Below are 17526 nucleotides of genomic sequence, written 5' to 3'. Positions count from 1 at the left end.
GAACCTCGAGCCGAACCCCTGAGGAGTTCGAACCCGGTTAGTAAACGCGCTTCTTCGGCGGCACCACATCGACTTCATCGGTCATGGTGTACATATGCACCGGACGGAAATCGAAGCTGGTCTTGCCGGCTTCATCCACCGCCACCAGCGTGTGCTTCTGCCAGTTCGCATCGTCGCGATCGGGGAAATCCTCGCGGGCATGCGCGCCGCGGCTCTCGTGACGCTGAGCCGCCGAGTACATGGTGGCCACGGCCTGATCCAGCAGGTTGGCCAGTTCCAGCGTCTCGATCAGGTCGGAGTTCCACACCATGGAACGATCGCTGACGGCCACGTCCTTGAACGAATCGCGGACCTTTGAAATCTTCTCGCAGCCCTCCTTCAACGACTCGCCCGTGCGGAACACCGCCGCATCGGACTGCATGGTGCGCTGCATTTCCGCGCGAATCTTGGCGGTCGGCTGGCTACCCTTGGCGTTGCGCAGGTCGTCGAAGCGGGCCAGGGCCTTGTCCAGCACGTTGGACGGCAAATCCTTGTGCGCGGTATCGGGCTTGATCAGCTCGGCGCAGCGATGCGACACGGCACGACCGAACACCACCAGGTCGAGCAGCGAGTTGGAACCCAGGCGGTTGGCGCCGTGCACCGACACGCAGGCCGCTTCGCCGATGGCGAACAGGCCCGGCACGATGGCGTCGACGTTATCACCCTTCTTCTGCACCACCTCACCGTGATAATTGGTGGGGATGCCGCCCATGTTGTAGTGCACGGTCGGGATGACCGGGATCGGCTCCTTGGTCACATCCACGCCAGCGAAGATGCGTGCCGATTCGGCAATGCCAGGCAGGCGCTCGTGGATCACGTTCGCGCCCAGGTGCATCAGGTTGATGAAGATGTGGTCCTTGTGCTCACCCACGCCGCGACCTTCGCGGATCTCCATCGTCATGGCGCGGCTGACCACGTCACGCGAGGCCAGATCCTTCGCGTTCGGCGCGTAGCGCTCCATGAAGCGCTCGCCATTGGAGTTGGTGAGGTAACCACCTTCGCCGCGAACACCTTCGGTGATCAGGCAACCCGAACCGTAAATGCCGGTCGGATGGAACTGCACGAACTCCATGTCCTGCAACGCCAGACCCGCGCGCAACACCATGCCGCCACCGTCACCGGTGCAGGTATGGGCCGAGGTGGCACTGAAGTAGGCGCGACCGTAACCACCGGTCGCCAGCACCACCGAGTGGCCGCGGAAGAAGTGCAAGGTGCCTTCGTTCATGTCCAGCGCGAGCACGCCGCGGCACACACCCTCTTCGTCGAAGATCAGGTCGATGGCGAAGTATTCGATGAAGAATGTGGCATCGTGCGCCAGCGCCTGCTGGTACAGCGTGTGCAGGATGGCATGGCCAGTACGGTCGGCTGCGGCGCAGGTGCGCTGCGCGGTGCCCTTGCCGTAATGCGTGGTCATGCCGCCGAACGGACGCTGGTAGATCTTGCCCTCTTCGGTGCGCGAGAACGGCACGCCGTAGTGTTCCAGCTCAATGATCGCCGGAATCGCCTCGCGGCACATGTATTCGATCGCGTCCTGGTCACCCAACCAGTCCGAGCCCTTGATCGTGTCGTAGAAGTGGAAGCGCCAATCGTCCTCGCCCATGTTGCCGAGTGCCGCCGAGATGCCGCCCTGCGCCGCCACGGTGTGCGAACGGGTCGGGAACACCTTGGTGATGCAGGCGGCCTTGAGGCCCTTCTCGGCCAGGCCGAAGGTGGCGCGCAGGCCCGCGCCACCAGCGCCGACCACGATCACGTCATACTTATGTTGTTGGATCTTGTAGCTTTCCATCGAACTCAGGCTCCCAGCGCCACGCGCAGCACGGCCATCAGCGTCGCCAATGTGCCCAATACGGCAATGAACTTGACCAGCACCAGGAGGGCAACCTCCTTCCAGCGGGTGTGCACGTAATCTTCAATCACGATCTGCAGGCCGAGCACGGCGTGCCAGCACACGGTGAGCACGAAGGCCACCAGCAGCAAGGCGTTCCAGGGTTTGGCCACGATGGCGCGCGCGGTGGCGTAGTCGGCATGCAGCAGGCTCAGCACAATCACGACGAACCAGAGGCTCAGGAACACCAGGGCGGCGGCGGTGATTCGCTGCGTCCACCAGTGGCTTACGCCCGACTGCGCCGAGCCCAGGCCACGAGCGCGCTTGAGCGGATGTTGGAAATCCTTGCCCGTGCTCATGCGGCACCTCCGGCGGTCAGTACATAGGCCCACACGATGACAGTGAGCAGGATGCTCACGATGATCGACAGCCAGCTGGAGCGGATGAACTGCGGGATGGCATAACCAGCACCGCCATCCTGGATCAGGTGACGAATGCCGTTGCACAGGTGATAGAACAGCGCCCAGGACCAACCGAACATCAGCACCAGGCCCGGCGGGCTACCGATGCAGATCTTGAACTGGTTGTAGTTCTCTTCGCCTTGTGCGAGAGAAAACACCCCCCACAGCACCATCAGGGTGCCCACGGCCAGGGCAATGCCGGTCGCACGATGCAGGATGGATGTCACCATCTGCACCTGCCACTTATATATGCCCATATGAGGAGAGAGCGGTCGTTGCGTGTCTGCCATGGCGGCTATCCTGAGTGGAATCGCTGATGCCCTTTAACGCCCTTCCCTGTTTCCTTCGAGGCCAGCGCATGAGCCGGCCCGACAGATCAGAAGTCGATACAGCGCCCGTTCTTTTCCCAATCGCCGTAGCGTGTGGGATCCGGCGCCGGCCGTTCCACCGACATCTTGTCCGTCGCCGGAACAGTAGGCACGGTTGCATGCTCCGAGGGAACGGAAGCGGGCTTGGACTCTGGTTGGGAGGACGTATCGGACATGGTATGTGAAAGCTGTGAAAGCGTAATACTTGCGTAAATTCAGCACAACCTTGACGGCCGGGCGATCGTCTGACAGTAAGCCCGTCGCACCTGTGTCACTTGTGTCACTCCTGCTCCGCCCTCACCTCGGCCGGCATATGCCCACACACTATTCTGCTCAAACCCTTCTAATCGAAGGCCCGGATGCTAGGGCCTTTGCCCAGGCCCAATTCAGTAGCGACGTCCAGTCGCTCGCCATCGGGCAATGGCAATTCAGTGCGTGGCTGGATGCACAAGGACGCGTCCGTGCGCTGTTCCATCTGGCCAGGCTTGCCGACGACGCCTTGCTCCTGCTACTGCGCGGCGGCGAAGCTGCGCCGATGGCGCAGTCGCTTCAGCGTTTCGTGTTCCGCTCCAAGCTCAGGCTGACCGCGCACGAACCGCGCGCACTCGGCACAGGCCCAGCGCTCGACACTTACGCTTTAAGTCGTGAAGGCGACGCGACCATTTTCGGCTGCGGCGCGTACAGCCTGGTGGTGGGCGCGAGTGAAGACGATACGTGGCGACTTCCGCAGATTCGTGCGGGCTGGCCATGGCTGCCCGACAACGCGCTCGACCAATATCTGGCACCGGCGCTATCGCTTGAGCGATTGCAGGCAGTTGCCTTCGACAAGGGTTGCTATCCAGGGCAGGAGATCGTGGCGCGACTGCATTATCGCGGAGGCCATAAGCGGCATATGCATTGCGTCGTATTGTCGCAACCCTTGCATGCGGGCACCGTGCTGCGCCATGAGAGCAAGGAGGTTGCCCAACTGCTCGATGTTGCAGCCGACGCGCACAGCATCGAAGCACTTGCCATCATCGGTGATGACATCGTTTCACAGTTCGATCAGGGTGCCCCGCACTGTGTAGACGGAGACGTGTCGATGCGAGTTACAAACAGCTGGTCCGCATGACCATGATCATTGCGCAAGGATTCACGACGGCATCACAGCAATGTGAGCGCGACGTGAATCTGAATGGCTCGGCACTTGCCATACTCGTAGTGCGCTACTAGGCTCCGCCGACCAATTGAACGACGCCCCCAGCCCATGGGTGTCGATATACGCGACGAACCGGAAGGGTCCGGATCAGCGCGACCCGACAGCGATGTCGGAGTACATGCCGCCCTAAGCGCGGACGAAGTTGCAGGCAACGAGGTCGTTAGTACCCGAGCAATGCCTTTGCAGCACAACATGTTGAGAGTGGCCCCGGATCAGCCGCTCGACTGGCCACAATCCCGTGGCAAACCGCCCAGCCACAAGTTTCGGTTTGGTGGGTTTAATCCAGGTGGAACGGCCTGCCCGCCCGTCCACCGCAACGGCGCATGAGCTCAGCAACATCGATCTCGCGCGTACAGCACGTTGGAGGCAGATCTAATGAAACTTTCCATGCTGTTGTGGCTAGCGTCCGTGCTACCCCAACCCCTTGCGGACCAGACCTGCCTGGCCACGACGGTGTATCTCGAGGCACGCAGTGAATCGACCATTGGCCAGTACGCGGTGGCGGAAGTTGCACTTCGCCGCCGAGATCGCGGCACATGGGGCGGCAGCGTCTGCAAGGTCGTCACCTCACCGAATCAATTCGCATTGACCACGACCGCACGCACCTTCGAAGTCACTGACCTGAACTCGTGGACCAAGGCGTGGAAAATTGCCGGCGACTCGATCAGCAACTGGAGCCTGCCGAAGAGTGAGCGCACGGTCTATGTGCCGCAAGCAGATCATTTCGCCACGCTCGCCGTCGCGCCATCATGGTCGACCCGACGCATCGTAAAGACGATTGGCGAACACGCCTTCTACGCCGTCAACTAGCCTCGACAAACAAGAAAAAAGGCCCTCAAAAGAGGGCCTTTTTGTTATGGACGTCTAGCCGTCCATAACGTCATAACCTAAAATATGGCCATTGCGAATCTGCACGTAATCACCTGGCCGGACTTGCGGATCGCCTGCCTGCGTAACCGTCGCGTCACGGCCATCGTCGAGACGCATCGTGACCTGCCATTGCAAATCAGAACTTCCAGCGTTCTTGCCGACCTCGTTGCCGACAGCGCCACCGGCGACCGCACCAACCACCGTGGCAGCAGTTCGACCACTGCCACCGCCGATGGTGCTGCCAAGCAGGCCACCCGCAATGGCACCGATCACCATGCCGCCAGGCGACGCTCCCTTGGGCACAGCCACCTGCCGCACGTCATTCACCACGCCGCACAGTTCGCAGTGCTCGCTGGGGGATGCGTAGCTATTGAAGGCCACGGGCGGACGCTGCGGTGGCGGCGTGCATCCGGAAACGATGGCGACGATAGAAACGAGCCCAGCAACTGCAAACTGTCTACGACGTGTCTGCATGGCGTGAATCCTTAGTGAGCGTCGGAAACGGCGACCACGCCCTCCTGTACCTGCAACTTGTCGCCCGGGTCATGATCCATCCGCACCGTGCGGGTCACGCCCTTGTATTCGTAACTGACGTCGTACGCCACCACACGGTCGCCCGTGTTGTCGTTCACCGTGGTGCAATGCTTTTGCGTGCTCGAGACGGTGTTGTTCTCCTGGTGATTCTTCTGGATCTCATGACCGGCGTAACCGCCGCCGGCGGCACCCGCCACCGTCGCGAGCGTACGCCCCTTGCCACCGCCTACCTGATTACCGAGCAGACCACCCACGACGGCACCAATGGCGGTGCCGGCAATCTGGTGGGTGTCCTTTACCGGCGCGCGCTGTGTGACGACTTCGTCATGACACTCCTGTCGCGGGGCACTGGCCGCCTGGTGGACCGGCGTCACGCTGACGACTCGGGCGTAAGCGGGAGCGTCCTGAGCCGGCGCCTGCTGCGTCGTAGCATCCACACCACCATCGGCATTGGCGTCGCGATTACATGCCGATAGACCAAAAACCAGTACGGCGCCGACTCCGAGATTCAACGCTGTAACGACCAACCTGTTCATAATGCTCTCCTGTCTGGATCGGCGGAGCACCCCGCTTCCGCCTGTACGACCCGAACGTGCACCCATTGAACCTCTCATTCACTGAATGTTCGCTTAGATCGAAATCGGCCATTTTCCCGGGACAGGACCTTGCAATCTGTGCTCGAACTCACTGACAGCCACGCCCATATCGATGACAGGAGTTTCGACGCCGACCGCGACCTGATGTTCGCGAGGGCTCGCGAGGCAGGCATTCGGCATATCGTGGTGCCGGCGGTGGACCAGGCTTCCTGGCCGCGCATCGCATCGATCTGCGCCAATCATGCCCAGGCCCACCCGGCCTATGGCCTGCATCCGATGTTCCTGGACCAGCATCGTCCAGAGCATCTCGACGAGCTCGTCACCCAATTGCAAAACCATCACGCCATCGCGGTAGGCGAGATCGGCCTCGACTTTTTCCTGACCGATCTCGATCCCGCACGACAGCGCGAGTACTTTCTTCGGCAACTTCGAATCGCCCGCGATTTCGACCTGCCCGTGACAGTCCATGCACGGCGCGCCATGGATGAGGTCACTTCCACGATCAAGCGCATAGGCGGCCTGCGTGGCGTCGTGCATAGCTTTTCGGGCAGCCTGCAGCAGGCCGAACGATTGTGGGAGCTCGGCTTTCACATCGGCATCGGCGGCCCCGCCACCTATGAACGGGCTCAACGACTCCGCCACATCGTCGGCACGATGCCGATCGAACACTTGCTGCTCGAGACCGATGCACCCGATCAGCCGGATGCCTTGCATCGGGGCCAGCGCAATGAGCCGATGCGACTTGCCGAAATATTGCGTGTCGTCGCGCTGCTGCGGGGCGAGGACGCGGCTGCCGTGGCGGCAGCGACCACCGCGAACGCACGGCGCCTGTTCAAGCTCGACTGAGACTTGTTGAACCCGACGGTACAGTGCTAGCCTAATACTTCACTGGCTAAATATCCTCTGATGAAATGAAGCGGATGAACGAGTGCCTCGAGCACATGGATGCCGGAATCGCCCGCGCGGGCGAAATCCTTCCGGGCATCCCCTTGCAGGAGGTGAAGCTGACGCGGCTGTTGCTGCTGGTGGGCGGCAACCTGTTGGAAGAGCTGGAGCGCAACCTCAAGCCTTATGGCTTGAACGACAGCGACTTCCGCACGCTGATGATGATTCACAGCAGCCCTTCCGGCAGCGCGAGCCCCAGCGAGCTTTGCGATTACGCGCAACAGGGCGCCACCAACATGACGCGCATCGCCAATGTGCTGGTAAAGGCCGGCCTGGTAACCCGCGCGTCCAGTGCCGAGGATCGTCGCCGTGTCGTACTGAGCATCACGCCTGCGGGAAAGCGCCTGGTGCGCAAGATCGTCCCTCCCCTTTTCCCCCAAGTGCTCGGCGCATTCGCTTCGCTGAGCGCGAGTGACAAGCGCACGCTTGATCGCCTGCTGCGCCAGGTCGCTCTCAACATCGATTCGCTTACCCATCCGGACCCTCGTCCATGACTGCACACTCTGCGATTCGCCACGGACTCGGCTATCGGGCGGCACTGGCCTGTGCCATCGCCCTCGCCGTGGCGGGCTGTTCGATCCCCTCAAAATTGAGCCATCCGGCGATCCGCGACGATGTACCGCTCGCAGGTCTCGATGTCACGACACGCGCCGGCTGGCCCGACGCGAACTGGTGGCGTCAATACAACGATCCGCAGCTGGACACGCTGATCGAGATGGCCATGAAGGGCTCTCCCGACATTGCACAGGCACGCTCGCGCGTGGACTCGGCGCAACAGTCGATTCGCGCCACGGCGGCGCAGGCCGGACTTAGCGTCAACGGCAGTGGCCAGTTCGAGCGCCAACGATTGAGCGAAACCGGGCTGATTCCGCCCAAGTTCCTCGGTTTCACCTGGTACAACCAAGCGGACCTCGGCGTGCAGGCGCAGTACGATTTTGACTGGTGGGGCAAGAAGCGCGACACGATCGAATCCGCCGTGGATCAGGCCCATGCGGCCGAGGCGCAGCACAGTGCGGCGGCCCTGGCGATCCAGAGCAACGTGGCCGACACCTATTTCGGTTGGCTGGCCGATGAAGCGCGTATCGATATCGCACGCCAGGCCGTGCAGACGCAGGAGCAGCTGGTCCACATCGCCGAACTGCGCGTGCACCAGGGCGTGGATCTTCCTGATACCGCACAATCGGCAAGAGCGCAGCTCGCCGCTTCACGCGAAATGCTGGTGACCATCGAGAGTTCCGCCAAGATCCGCGTGGCCGCACTGGCCAGCCTGGTCGGCGTCGCTCCAGCTGACCTCCCTCCGTTGCAGCCGCGCGCCCTGCCCGCTTTCGACAGCGGCCTGCCCGACAACGTGGGCGTGGACCTGATGGCCCGCCGTCCGGATATTGCCGCCAGTCGATGGCAGGTGGAGTCGGCGTTGCGCCAGACCGACGTCGCGCGCGCGGAGTTCTTCCCCGATATCAGCATCAGCGCCATGGCCGGTCTTTCCAGTCTCGACATGGACAAGTTCTTCAGCTCCGGCAGCCGCGTGTTCGCGCTGACGCCGGCTGTGCATCTGCCGATCTTCACTGGCGGACTGCTCAAGGCCAATTACGGCGTGAGCAAGGCACAACTCGATGCGGCCGTGGCACAGTACAACAGCACGGTGCTGAGCGCTGCACGCGATGTCTCGACGCAAAGCCTCACCGCCCAACAACTGGCCGGGCGCCGTCACGAGCAACAAGCGCAGATCGACGCCAATGAACGACTGGTCGCCGCCGCACAAGCCCGTGCCCGCCAGGGCGTACGTGATATCCGCGAGACCCTCGGCGCCAAGGCGCAGCTGCTGCAGCAGCGCGACAACGCGCTCAGTCTGCAGGCGCAGGCCCTCTCCACCGATCTCGCACTGATCAAGGCGCTTGGCGGCGGTTATCGCGCCGGCTCACCGGATCAGGCAAGCAGCACGCCCTCTTCCGATTCCACTTCGAACCTTGCCGGAGACGCCACGCATGAGCGCCACTGATTCCGCTGCCGCATCGCAGGACAACGACAGCGGCATGGCCGCGAAGGATCCGGCCAAGCGTCGACGTACGCTGCTGATCGTCGCGTCGATCTTCATCCTCGCCGCGGCGGCATGGGTGTTGTTGTGGGTGTTCGTGTTCTCCACGCGCGAAAAGACCGACAACGCCTATGTGGGCGGTAATCAGGTGGCCATTTCTGCCCAGGTGTCGGGCATCGTGGTGGCGATCCTCGCCGACGACACGCAGCGTGTCGAAGCCGGCCAGATCCTGGTAAAGCTGGACAGCACCGACGCCGACGTGCGCTTGCAGCAGGTCAGCAGCGCGCTCGCGCAGGCCGTGCGTCAGGTACGTCAGCAGACCGAATCGGCCTCCGGTGCCGATGCGCAGGTCGTCACCGCGCGAGTCGATCTGAAGAAAGCCCAGGCCGATCTCAAGCGCCGCCTGCCCTTGATCGCCGAACAGGCGGAAGCACCCGAGACCGTGCAGCATCTGCGTGATGCCGTCGACCAGGCTCAGGCCGCCTTGAACTCGGCCCAAGCACAGGCCGCTGCCGCGCATGCCTCGATCGAAGGCACCGAGATCACCAGCAACCCGGCGGTGGAACAGGCTCGTGCCAACTTTCGCGCGGCCTGGGTGGCCTCGCAGCGCAATGCCATCTTCGCGCCGGTGAGCGGCTATGTCGCGCAGCGCAGCGTGCAAGTGGGCAACAGCGTGCAGCCGGGCCAGCAGCTGATGACGGTGCTGCCCCTGCACGAGCTGTGGGTGGATGCGAACTTCAAGGAAAACCAGCTGCGCCATATCCGCGTCGGCCAGCCGACCACGATCGTGAGCGACCTTTACGGCAGCGGCGTCACCTACCACGGCAAGGTGATCGGCCTGGGCGCCGGCACCGGCAGCGTGTTCTCGCTGCTGCCCGCGCAAAACGCCACCGGCAACTGGATCAAGGTCGTACAGCGCGTGCCGGTGCGCATTGCGCTCGATGACAAGGAGCTCGACAAGCATCCGCTGCGCGTAGGCCTGTCCACCGAAGTCACGGTCGACATTACCGACGACTCGGGTCCGGTGATGGCACCTGTCAACAACGGCCAGCCCGTGGCGCAGACCGACGTGTACGAGCAGATGGCCAGCAAGGCCGATGCGGAGGCCGAGAAGATCATCGAGGCCAACCTGGGCAAGCGCAACGCGAACTGACAAGCGACCCAGACCGCCATGGCCTCCACCCCCAACGACACGCAGCCGCTACCGCCACTGCAAGGCAGTGCGCTGGTCCTGCTGACCATCGCGGTCGCGTTCAGCACCTTCATGGAGGTGCTGGACATGACCATCGTCAATGTCGCCGTGCCTCATATCGCAGGCAGTCTCGGCGTCAGTGCAAGCGAGGGCACCTGGACGATCAGTTCCTACTCGCTCGCCAGCGCCGTCATGCAGCCGCTTACCGGCTGGATCGCGCGACGCTTCGGCGAAGTGAAGACCTTCGTCTTCTCGGTGATGCTGTTCGTGGTGTTCTCCATGCTGTGCGGCCTGGCGACGTCGATGCCGATGCTGGTGATCGGCCGTCTGCTGCAAGGCGCCGGCTCCGGTCCGATGGTGGCGCTGTCGCTGACCCTGCTGCTATCGAGCTATCCCAAGGCCAAACAGGGCATCGCGCTGGCGTTGTGGGCGATGACCGTGGTGGTGGCGCCGATCTTCGGCCCCATCCTGGGCGGCTGGCTGACCGACAACTTCTCCTGGCCGTGGATCTTCTATATCAACGTGCCGGTAGGCCTGCTCGCCGCTGCCATCACCTGGTCGCTGCTGCGCAAGCGTGAAACCAAGGTGTTCCAGTCGCCGATCGACGTCATCGGCCTGGTGCTGCTGGTGGCCGGCGTGGGCAGCCTCCAGTTCATGCTGGACAACGGCAACGATCACGACTGGTTCTCCTCGCCGATGATCGCCACGCTCGGCCTTGTCGCGCTGGTGTGCCTGACCTTCCTGATCGTGTGGGAATTGAACGCGAAACACCCGGTGGTCGACCTGAGCCTGTTCCGACGGCGCAACTTCACCGTCGGTGTCTCTGCCCAATCACTAGGCATGTTCGCCTTCTTCGGCATCAACGTGGTGTTCCCGTTGTGGCTGCAAACCACCCTGGGCTACACCGCCACCTGGGCTGGCCTGGCCTCGGCACCGGTGGGTGTCCTGGCCTTCCTGATCGCGCCGCTCCTCGGACGCAACCTGCACCGACTGGAACTGCGAGCGGTCGTGACCTTTGCCTTTATCGTATTCGCGGGCACGTCTTACTGGTTCTCGACATTCGACAGCGGGGCGTCGTTCAACTCGCTGATCCTGCCGCGCTTCGTGATGGGTATTGCCATCCCCTGCTTCTTCATCCCGCTCAACCAGATCTACCTGGCGGGATTGCCCGGCGAGGAAATCGCCAGCGCCACCGGCCTGGCCAATTTCTTCCGTACGCTGGGATCGAGCGTTTCCACCGCCGTGTCGGTGACCTTGTGGCAACACCGCGGCATCTGGCACCACGCCACGCTGACGGAGAACGTGACCACCGCCAGCCAACCGGCCAGCCAGGTGCTGCAGCAGCTGAACCGCGGCGGCTTCAGTCCGACCCAGGCGCTGGGCATCACCGATCAGCTGGTCAACAAGGAGGCACTGACCCTGGCGGTGAATGATATTTTCTGGCTATGCGCCATCCTGTTCGTGCTCTTGATTCCGGTGCTGTGGTTCGCCAAGCCGCCGTTCGGCAGCGCCGGTGGTCCGGCAGCAGGCCACTGATCCATAAGGATTGCTGCACAAGTGGTCGCAACATGACGTAAGTCACGGACGACTGGTGCGCCGCAATACCTTCTGCTAGTTTGTGCCGCATGGCACAAACGATCCGCATCATCAAGAAGTACCCGAACCGCCGGCTCTACGACACGGAGATCTCCAGCTACATCACGCTGGAAGAGGTCCGTCAGCTGGTGCTCGACTGTGAGACCTTCGAGGTCCGCGACGCCAAGAGCGGGGACGACCTGACCCGCTCGGTGTTGCTGCAGATCATTTCTGAGCACGAGGAAAAGGGGCAGCCGATGCTGTCACCCCAGTTGCTCAGCCAGATCATCCGCTTCTACGGCGACTCGTTGCAGGGCTTCATGGGGCCGTATCTGGAGCGCAGCCTGCAGGTGTTCCTGGACCAGCAGCAGCAGTTCCGTACCCAGCTCAACAGCCTGCTCGGGCAGACGCCCTGGTCGATGCTGAACGAGCTGACCGAACGCAATATGGACGCGTGGCGCAACATGCAGCGCGGCCTGCTGGACGCCGCCACCCAGGCAAAGCCGCCAGGCAGCGGCAAGAAGCCCGGCTAATCCGTTCCGGCCGGCGCCCACGGGCGCCAGCCATCTCCCGACTATCGACCGCTGCAGCACAGCACGTGCTGCCCTGCGGCATGACCGTGTACGAGTTCCCACCCATGACCCCTTCTGTCCGCACTCCGCGCGTTGCCATCGTCACCGGAGGCATCGGCGGCCTCGGCACCGAGATCTGTCGCCAGCTGGCCGAGGCCGGACGCCAGGTCATCGCTGTCGACCTGCCTGGACGCGAGGAACGGCTGGAAGCCTTCCGGCACGAACTGGCCGATCTCAATGGCGCGGTCGTGTTCGAACCCGGTGATGTGAGTCAGTTCGACAGTTGCGGCGAATTGATCGGCCGCGCCGAAAGCCGCTACGGCAGCGTCGACATCCTGGTCAACGCTGCCGGCATTACGCGCGATACCAGCCTGCGCAAGATGACGCCGCAGCAATGGCACGAACTGATGCGGGTCAATCTCGACGGCGTCTTCAACACCTGCCGCCATGTCGTCGAGAGCATGAGCACGCGAGGCTTCGGCCGCATCGTGAATCTCAGCTCGGTCAATGGCCAGACCGGCCAGTTCGGCCAAACCAATTACTCCGCCGCCAAGGCTGGCGTGCATGGCTTCGGCATGGCCCTGGCGCGCGAGACGGCGCGCAAGGGCATCACGGTGAACACCGTATCGCCTGGCTATTGCGACACCGCGCTGGTGGCCGCCGTAGCGGCCGACATCCGCGACCAGATCATCTCGGACATTCCCGTCGGCCGCCTGGGTTCGCCCGCCGATATCGCGCGTGCGGTGTCCTTTCTCACGGCGGACGACGCTGGCTATATCACCGGCGCGAACCTGCCGGTGAATGGCGGCTACTTCATGAGCTTCTGAGAAAGCGGGGATGGGGATGGGTAGCGGAGGCGCAAAAAAAAAGGGCGCCACGCCAACTTCATCGCCGCGACCTGCCTTCGATCAGGGGCTGCGACAACGCCAGGTCTTCGCACCGCCGCTACCCACCCCCGATCCTCCAACCCAGAGCCTTGCAGTCCGCGGCAGCTTGAGGAACAGTGTTCTGATTGCCCCGACGGAACGCACCATGGCGCAGCAGCAAACGATCACCCTTATTGGCGGCGGCCTGGTCGGCGCCTTGCTGGCCCAGCAATTGGCCGGACGAGGGTTTGCAGTTGATGTGTTCGAAAAACGCCCCGATCCCCGAATAGCCGGCTTCGTCGGTGGCCGTTCGATCAACCTGGCCTTGGCTGAACGTGGTTTGCAGGCACTGCGCGAAGCCGGACTGGCGCAGGACGTGCTGCAACGTGCCGTGATGATGCGCGGCCGCATGGTGCATACGCGCGATGGCCGTTCCGGCCTGCAGCGCTACGGCGTGGACGATAGCGAGGTGATCTGGTCGGTCTCTCGCGGCGCCCTGAACATGCTGCTGCTGGATGCCGCGGAAGCGGCGGGCGTGCGCTTCCATTTTGGCCAATCGCTGGTGACTGCTGATTTCGACGCGCGCCGCATCCGCCTGGCCGACGAGCAAGGGGTGGAGCGGGACCTCGATGCTGCCGTCATCATTGGCGCCGATGGTGCCGGCTCGGCGCTGCGCGCGGCGATGAATGCCCACACCCCCTTGGGCGAGCGGGTGGATGCACTTGGCCATGCCTACAAGGAGCTGGAGATCCCCTCCGCTGGCGTGCTGGCGGCGGACCTGGTCGGTCGCAGCGGCGGCCATGACCAGTTCGCGGTGGAACCGCATGCACTGCATATCTGGCCGCGCGGCGGCTATATGTGCATTGCCTTGCCCAATACCGAAGGCAGCTTCACGGTCACCTTGTTCCTGCCGGCCCAGGGTGCCCACCCGAGCTTTGCGACCTTGCCCGATACCCAGGCAGCCCACGCGTTCTTCCAGGAAGATTTCCCCGACCTGCTGCCGCTGATTCCCGATTTCGCCGCGGACTACGAGGGCCATCCCGTCGGCACCCTATCCACGTTGTATCTGCATCGTTGGCATCTCGACGGGCGCGCGCTGCTGGTCGGCGATGCAGCTCATGCCATCGTGCCGTTCCACGGCCAGGGCATGAATTGCGGCTTCGAAGACACCGTGGTGCTGGCCTCGCTGCTGGCCCAGTCGCCCAACGACACGGCCGACGCGTTCGCGGAATTCCAACGCATCCGCCAGCCCAACGCCGACGCCATCGCGGCGATGGCGCTGGAAAACTACGTGGAGATGCGCGACTCCGTCGCCGATCCGCACTATCTCGCCAAGCGCGACCTGGGCGCACTGCTGGCCGCACGCGCGCCGCAGCATTTCATGGCGCGTTATCGCATGGTGACCTTCACCCACCTGCCCTACGCCTACGCCTTCGAGCGCGGCCGCGCACAGGATCAGCTGCTGGAGCAATTGCTGCGCGGCTCGACCCAGGCGACGTCGGTCGACCTGGATGCCGCGGTCGCCGCCCTCCGCGCCATCCTCCCGCCGCTGCCCGATCTGCGGCATGGATGAGTCCCTGCTCGCCGCTTACCGGGCCACCGAGTATCGAGTGCGCCTTCCATGCGGCGGCCGGACCAACATCCAGATCGATCATCCCCTGCCCGATCCACTAGTGGATTGGGTAGGGGATCACCGCTGGGGTTTTATCACCGCCTGGAATCCTCATTCGCAGCCGCGGGCACGCGCGGCCAACCGCCGTGCACAACGACAGCTCCTTGGCGCCTTGAGGGCGCAACCCGAAATGATCGCCGTGCATGCCGCCATCGGCGTCGGTGGCGATGGCTGGAAGGAGCCCAGCCTGTTCGTTATCGGGCCTGCCCCCGATCTGCTCGATCGCCTGGCCCAACGCTTCGGGCAGAACGCTTACGTTCACGGCCACGGCCCCGCCGCGGCGCAACTGCGTCTGATGCCGCATCCTGGTGAACGTTGAGTCGTCGACCAACCGCAGTCGTCTCACCTGGCTTGAACCGGTGACGACGAGCGGAGAATTCGCTGGCGGCACTGCGCCACATGGACAAGCTTGCCAGCCATTGCGGACAATCGCGCGATGACTGCCTTGCCTGCCGTCGCCCCTATCCTGTTGGAAGCACGGGCGCTCTCCTTCTATCGCCAGGACGAACCTGTGTTCGGCCCGCTGGATTTCAGCGTGCGGGCGGGCGAAGTCGCCTTGATCGAAGGTGACAACGGCAGCGGCAAGACCACCTTGCTGCGCATCCTGGCCGGTCTGCTGCACGTCGATGAAGGCGAACTGCACTGGCGTGGACGCCCCTGGCGACGCGAAGAACACCTGGGCGACACCCTGTTCCTGGGGCATCACCTGGGACTGAAGTCGGATCTCAGCGCCCGTGAGAACCTCCATGTGGCCGCGGGTCTTTATGGCACGCGCTGCGGTCGCCATGTTGACGGCGCCTTGGCGGACGTCGGTCTGTCCGGCTACGAAGACGAACCTGTCCGCCGCCTCTCCGCTGGCCAGAAGAAACGCGCGGCACTTGCCCGCCTGTTGCTGCTGCCGGCCACGCTGTGGCTGCTGGATGAGCCCTACGCCAACCTTGACCGCACCGGCATCGACCTGGTCAATCGCCTGCTCGCCGAACACTCATCCAGCGGTGGCGCAGTATTGGTCACCAGTCACGGCGCGGTGAGCTTTCTTCACGGGGAACCCAAACGGGTGCGCATGCACGCATGAGTCACGCTCCGCTTGCCCCCGCCTGCGCCGCCGTCCTGCGTCGCGACCTCACCCTGGCCTGGCGCCGCCGTGGCGACATCGTCATGCCGGTGCTCTATGCGTTGATCGTCACTACGCTATTCCCGTTCGCACTGGGTCCGGAAGACGCCCTGCTGCAACGCATTGCCGGCGGCGCCGTACTGGTGACCATGCTGCTGGCCATGTTGTTGGCGCTGGACGCGATGTTTCGCAGCGATATCGAGGACGGTTCGCTGGAGCAGTTGATGCTGTCACCGCAGCCGCTGGCGCTGATGATGGGCATGAAGATCCTCGCGCACTGGATCACCACCGCATTACCGCTGATCGTCATCGCGCCGCTGCTGGCCGGCATGCTGCATCTGCCGACCGCGGTGATGCCGGTGCTTATCTACGCGCTGCTGCTGGCGACGCCGCTGCTCAGCCTGCTGGGCGCCGTGCTGGTGGCGCTGACGGCCGGCACCCGTCGCTCTGGTATGCTGCTGGCCTTGATGCTGCTGCCGCTTTGCGTGCCAGTGGTGATCTTTGCCGCTGGCGCCGTGGCCGCGGCACAACAGGGTCTGCCGTGGCTCGCGCCCATCGCCTGGCTGGGGGCCGCACTGGCCATGGCCCTGGTGCTGGCGCCGCTGGCCTGCGCCGCCGCCCTACGAATTGCCTTGGACGCCTGAGACGCTATGGCCAACTGGATCCCGCTCTGGGTACACAAGCTCAGCTCGCCGCCCAACTTCTACCGCTTCGCCGGCACGCTGCGCCCCTGGGCGCTGGCGCTGGCACTGCTGCTGGGCGCGGTGGCGCTGTATGGCGGCCTGGTGCTGGCGCCCGCCGATTACCAGCAGGGCGACGCTTACCGCATCATCTTCATCCACGTGCCCTGCGCGTGGATGGGCCTGTTTATCTACGCCGTCATGGCGGTCGCCTCGTTCATCTCGCTGGTCTGGCGCATCAAGCTGGCGGAAGTGGTGGCGATGGAATCGGCGCCGATCGGCGCGGCCTTCACCTTCATCACCCTGGTCACCGGCTCGCTTTGGGGCAAACCGATGTGGGGCACCTGGTGGACGTGGGACGCGCGGCTCACCTCCGAGCTGGTGCTGCTGTTCCTGTACCTGGGCGTGATCGGCCTGTACCACTCGTTCGAGGATCGTCGCCAGGGCGCACGCGCCGCTGCATTCCTCGCCATCATCGGCATCATCAACGTGCCGATCGTGCATTTCTCGGTGAACTGGTGGAACACGCTGCACCAGGGTTCCACCGTGCGCATCCTGGGTCCGTCCAAGATGAGCCGCGAGATGTTGTGGCCGCTGCTGACCATGATGGCCGCGACCAAGTGCTATTACATCGCGAGCCTGTTCGGCCGCGTGCGTACCGATCTGCTGTCGCTGGAAAGCGGCAAGGACTGGGTGCGCCAGATCGCCGAAGCACAAGGAGGTGCGAGTGCCGCGAGCGCAGGACGCGCAGGAGCGGCGGAGCGAGAGAGCCAGCGATGAGCGCTTTTTCCTGGGACAGCTTTATCGCCATGGGCGGTTATGCCACCTATGTATGGCCGGCCTACGCCGTGTTCTTTATCGTGCTGATCGCCGACTACGTGAGCCCGGTCCTGCGCCGGCGCCGCGACCTGCGCGAGCTGCGTGCCCGTATGGCGCGCCAGATTGCGCGCCAGCAACGTACCCCGTCGTCGCCATGAGCAATCA

Annotated in this window: 21 protein-coding genes; 15 read left to right on the top strand and 6 right to left on the bottom strand. The window is 63.7% G+C overall.

The window, feature by feature from the left end; genetic code table 11:
* Positions 1-37: 37 nt before the first annotated feature.
* From sdhA to OUZ30_RS07595, 4 genes are all read right to left on the bottom strand, one after another.
* Complete coding sequence (sdhA, locus tag OUZ30_RS07610) at positions 38-1825, bottom strand: succinate dehydrogenase flavoprotein subunit (RefSeq protein WP_266181635.1); 1788 nt, start codon at positions 1823-1825, stop codon at positions 38-40.
* Between the two features lie 5 nt (positions 1826-1830).
* Entirely contained in the window at positions 1831-2223 is a 393-nt protein-coding gene (sdhD, locus tag OUZ30_RS07605; RefSeq protein WP_266181634.1) for a succinate dehydrogenase, hydrophobic membrane anchor protein, read from the bottom strand.
* Positions 2220-2615 carry a succinate dehydrogenase, cytochrome b556 subunit gene (gene sdhC / locus OUZ30_RS07600; protein ID WP_266181633.1) on the bottom strand — a complete coding sequence of 132 codons (396 nt, stop codon included), beginning with the start codon at positions 2613-2615 and terminating at the stop codon, positions 2220-2222. Before sdhC ends, sdhD begins: the two co-directional genes overlap by 4 nt.
* Before the next feature lie 86 nt (positions 2616-2701).
* Complete coding sequence (locus tag OUZ30_RS07595; RefSeq protein WP_266183130.1) at positions 2702-2779, bottom strand: DUF1674 domain-containing protein; 78 nt, start codon at positions 2777-2779, stop codon at positions 2702-2704.
* Between the two features lie 227 nt (positions 2780-3006).
* Between OUZ30_RS07595 and ygfZ the strand changes: the two genes are divergently transcribed.
* Entirely contained in the window at positions 3007-3804 is a 798-nt protein-coding gene (gene ygfZ / locus OUZ30_RS07590; RefSeq protein WP_266181632.1) for a CAF17-like 4Fe-4S cluster assembly/insertion protein YgfZ, read from the top strand.
* Between the two features lie 462 nt (positions 3805-4266).
* Positions 4267-4701, top strand: a complete 435-nt coding sequence (locus OUZ30_RS07585) for a cell wall hydrolase (RefSeq protein ID WP_266181631.1) — start codon at positions 4267-4269, stop codon at positions 4699-4701.
* A 54-nt stretch (positions 4702-4755) separates the two neighbouring features.
* Here OUZ30_RS07585 and OUZ30_RS07580 read toward each other — a convergent pair whose 3' ends face one another.
* Together OUZ30_RS07580 and OUZ30_RS07575 are read right to left on the bottom strand one after the other, a co-directional pair.
* Positions 4756-5235 (bottom strand): outer membrane lipoprotein, encoded by a 480-nt coding sequence (locus OUZ30_RS07580; RefSeq protein WP_266181630.1) that lies wholly within the window; start codon positions 5233-5235, stop codon positions 4756-4758.
* Positions 5236-5246: 11 nt separating this feature from the next.
* Positions 5247-5831, bottom strand: coding sequence for a glycine zipper 2TM domain-containing protein (locus OUZ30_RS07575; protein WP_266181629.1), 585 nt, complete (start codon positions 5829-5831; stop codon positions 5247-5249).
* A gap of 138 nt (positions 5832-5969) precedes the next feature.
* Here OUZ30_RS07575 and OUZ30_RS07570 point away from each other — a divergent pair, with 138 nt between their 5' ends.
* The 13 genes from OUZ30_RS07570 (at position 5970) to ccmD (ending at position 17519) form a co-directional block, all read left to right on the top strand.
* On the top strand, positions 5970-6737 hold the full coding sequence (locus OUZ30_RS07570) for a TatD family hydrolase (RefSeq protein WP_266183128.1): 768 nt from the start codon (positions 5970-5972) through the stop codon (positions 6735-6737).
* Positions 6738-6811: 74 nt separating this feature from the next.
* Entirely contained in the window at positions 6812-7330 is a 519-nt protein-coding gene (locus OUZ30_RS07565; protein ID WP_345781041.1) for a MarR family winged helix-turn-helix transcriptional regulator, read from the top strand.
* Positions 7327-8835 (top strand): efflux transporter outer membrane subunit, encoded by a 1509-nt coding sequence (locus tag OUZ30_RS07560; RefSeq protein WP_266181626.1) that lies wholly within the window; start codon positions 7327-7329, stop codon positions 8833-8835. The genes OUZ30_RS07565 and OUZ30_RS07560 overlap by 4 nt, the downstream gene beginning before the upstream one ends.
* Positions 8822-10024, top strand: a complete 1203-nt coding sequence (locus OUZ30_RS07555) for an HlyD/EmrA/EmrK family protein (RefSeq protein ID WP_266181625.1) — start codon at positions 8822-8824, stop codon at positions 10022-10024. The genes OUZ30_RS07560 and OUZ30_RS07555 overlap by 14 nt, the downstream gene beginning before the upstream one ends.
* 18 nt (positions 10025-10042) lie before the next feature.
* Positions 10043-11599 (top strand): DHA2 family efflux MFS transporter permease subunit, encoded by a 1557-nt coding sequence (locus tag OUZ30_RS07550; protein ID WP_266181624.1) that lies wholly within the window; start codon positions 10043-10045, stop codon positions 11597-11599.
* Positions 11600-11688: 89 nt separating this feature from the next.
* Positions 11689-12171 carry a polyhydroxyalkanoate synthesis repressor PhaR gene (gene phaR, locus OUZ30_RS07545; protein WP_266181623.1) on the top strand — a complete coding sequence of 161 codons (483 nt, stop codon included), beginning with the start codon at positions 11689-11691 and terminating at the stop codon, positions 12169-12171.
* Positions 12172-12275: 104 nt separating this feature from the next.
* Positions 12276-13037, top strand: coding sequence for an acetoacetyl-CoA reductase (gene phbB / locus OUZ30_RS07540; RefSeq protein WP_266181622.1), 762 nt, complete (start codon positions 12276-12278; stop codon positions 13035-13037).
* A 205-nt stretch (positions 13038-13242) separates the two neighbouring features.
* The gene (locus OUZ30_RS07535) at positions 13243-14649 is read left to right on the top strand and encodes an FAD-dependent oxidoreductase (RefSeq protein WP_266181621.1); all 1407 of its coding nucleotides are present in this window, start codon (positions 13243-13245) and stop codon (positions 14647-14649) included.
* Positions 14642-15067: a DUF3293 domain-containing protein gene (locus OUZ30_RS07530; protein WP_266181620.1), complete on the top strand. Its 426-nt coding sequence runs from the start codon at positions 14642-14644 to the stop codon at positions 15065-15067. Before OUZ30_RS07535 ends, OUZ30_RS07530 begins: the two co-directional genes overlap by 8 nt.
* Positions 15068-15184: 117 nt before the next feature.
* A complete protein-coding gene (gene ccmA, locus OUZ30_RS07525; protein WP_266181618.1) occupies positions 15185-15823 on the top strand; it encodes a cytochrome c biogenesis heme-transporting ATPase CcmA in 639 nt (212 codons plus the stop codon).
* Entirely contained in the window at positions 15820-16506 is a 687-nt protein-coding gene (gene ccmB / locus OUZ30_RS07520) for a heme exporter protein CcmB (RefSeq protein ID WP_266181617.1), read from the top strand. The genes ccmA and ccmB overlap by 4 nt, the downstream gene beginning before the upstream one ends.
* Positions 16507-16512: 6 nt before the next feature.
* A complete protein-coding gene (locus tag OUZ30_RS07515; RefSeq protein WP_266181615.1) occupies positions 16513-17322 on the top strand; it encodes a heme ABC transporter permease in 810 nt (269 codons plus the stop codon).
* Positions 17319-17519 carry a heme exporter protein CcmD gene (ccmD, locus tag OUZ30_RS07510; RefSeq protein WP_266181613.1) on the top strand — a complete coding sequence of 67 codons (201 nt, stop codon included), beginning with the start codon at positions 17319-17321 and terminating at the stop codon, positions 17517-17519. The genes OUZ30_RS07515 and ccmD overlap by 4 nt, the downstream gene beginning before the upstream one ends.
* Positions 17520-17526: the final 7 nt, after the last annotated feature.

Source organism: Dyella humicola, from assembly GCF_026283945.1.
GTDB lineage: Bacteria > Pseudomonadota > Gammaproteobacteria > Xanthomonadales > Rhodanobacteraceae > Dyella > Dyella humicola.
This window is presented reverse-complemented; position numbering and strand designations above follow the sequence as displayed.

Coding starts and splice junctions, on each gene's coding strand:
- sdhA (WP_266181635.1), bottom strand. CDS start 1,825: ATGGAAAGCTACAAGATCCAACAACATAAGTATGACGTGATCGTGGTC.
- sdhD (WP_266181634.1), bottom strand. CDS start 2,223: ATGAGCACGGGCAAGGATTTCCAACATCCGCTCAAGCGCGCTCGTGGC.
- sdhC (WP_266181633.1), bottom strand. CDS start 2,615: ATGGCAGACACGCAACGACCGCTCTCTCCTCATATGGGCATATATAAG.
- OUZ30_RS07595 (WP_266183130.1), bottom strand. CDS start 2,779: ATGTCGGTGGAACGGCCGGCGCCGGATCCCACACGCTACGGCGATTGG.
- ygfZ (WP_266181632.1), top strand. CDS start 3,007: ATGCCCACACACTATTCTGCTCAAACCCTTCTAATCGAAGGCCCGGAT.
- OUZ30_RS07585 (WP_266181631.1), top strand. CDS start 4,267: ATGAAACTTTCCATGCTGTTGTGGCTAGCGTCCGTGCTACCCCAACCC.
- OUZ30_RS07580 (WP_266181630.1), bottom strand. CDS start 5,235: ATGCAGACACGTCGTAGACAGTTTGCAGTTGCTGGGCTCGTTTCTATC.
- OUZ30_RS07575 (WP_266181629.1), bottom strand. CDS start 5,831: ATGAACAGGTTGGTCGTTACAGCGTTGAATCTCGGAGTCGGCGCCGTA.
- OUZ30_RS07565 (WP_345781041.1), top strand. CDS start 6,812: ATGAACGAGTGCCTCGAGCACATGGATGCCGGAATCGCCCGCGCGGGC.
- OUZ30_RS07560 (WP_266181626.1), top strand. CDS start 7,327: ATGACTGCACACTCTGCGATTCGCCACGGACTCGGCTATCGGGCGGCA.
- OUZ30_RS07555 (WP_266181625.1), top strand. CDS start 8,822: ATGAGCGCCACTGATTCCGCTGCCGCATCGCAGGACAACGACAGCGGC.
- OUZ30_RS07550 (WP_266181624.1), top strand. CDS start 10,043: ATGGCCTCCACCCCCAACGACACGCAGCCGCTACCGCCACTGCAAGGC.
- phaR (WP_266181623.1), top strand. CDS start 11,689: ATGGCACAAACGATCCGCATCATCAAGAAGTACCCGAACCGCCGGCTC.
- phbB (WP_266181622.1), top strand. CDS start 12,276: ATGACCCCTTCTGTCCGCACTCCGCGCGTTGCCATCGTCACCGGAGGC.
- OUZ30_RS07535 (WP_266181621.1), top strand. CDS start 13,243: ATGGCGCAGCAGCAAACGATCACCCTTATTGGCGGCGGCCTGGTCGGC.
- OUZ30_RS07530 (WP_266181620.1), top strand. CDS start 14,642: ATGGATGAGTCCCTGCTCGCCGCTTACCGGGCCACCGAGTATCGAGTG.
- ccmA (WP_266181618.1), top strand. CDS start 15,185: ATGACTGCCTTGCCTGCCGTCGCCCCTATCCTGTTGGAAGCACGGGCG.
- ccmB (WP_266181617.1), top strand. CDS start 15,820: ATGAGTCACGCTCCGCTTGCCCCCGCCTGCGCCGCCGTCCTGCGTCGC.
- OUZ30_RS07515 (WP_266181615.1), top strand. CDS start 16,513: ATGGCCAACTGGATCCCGCTCTGGGTACACAAGCTCAGCTCGCCGCCC.
- ccmD (WP_266181613.1), top strand. CDS start 17,319: ATGAGCGCTTTTTCCTGGGACAGCTTTATCGCCATGGGCGGTTATGCC.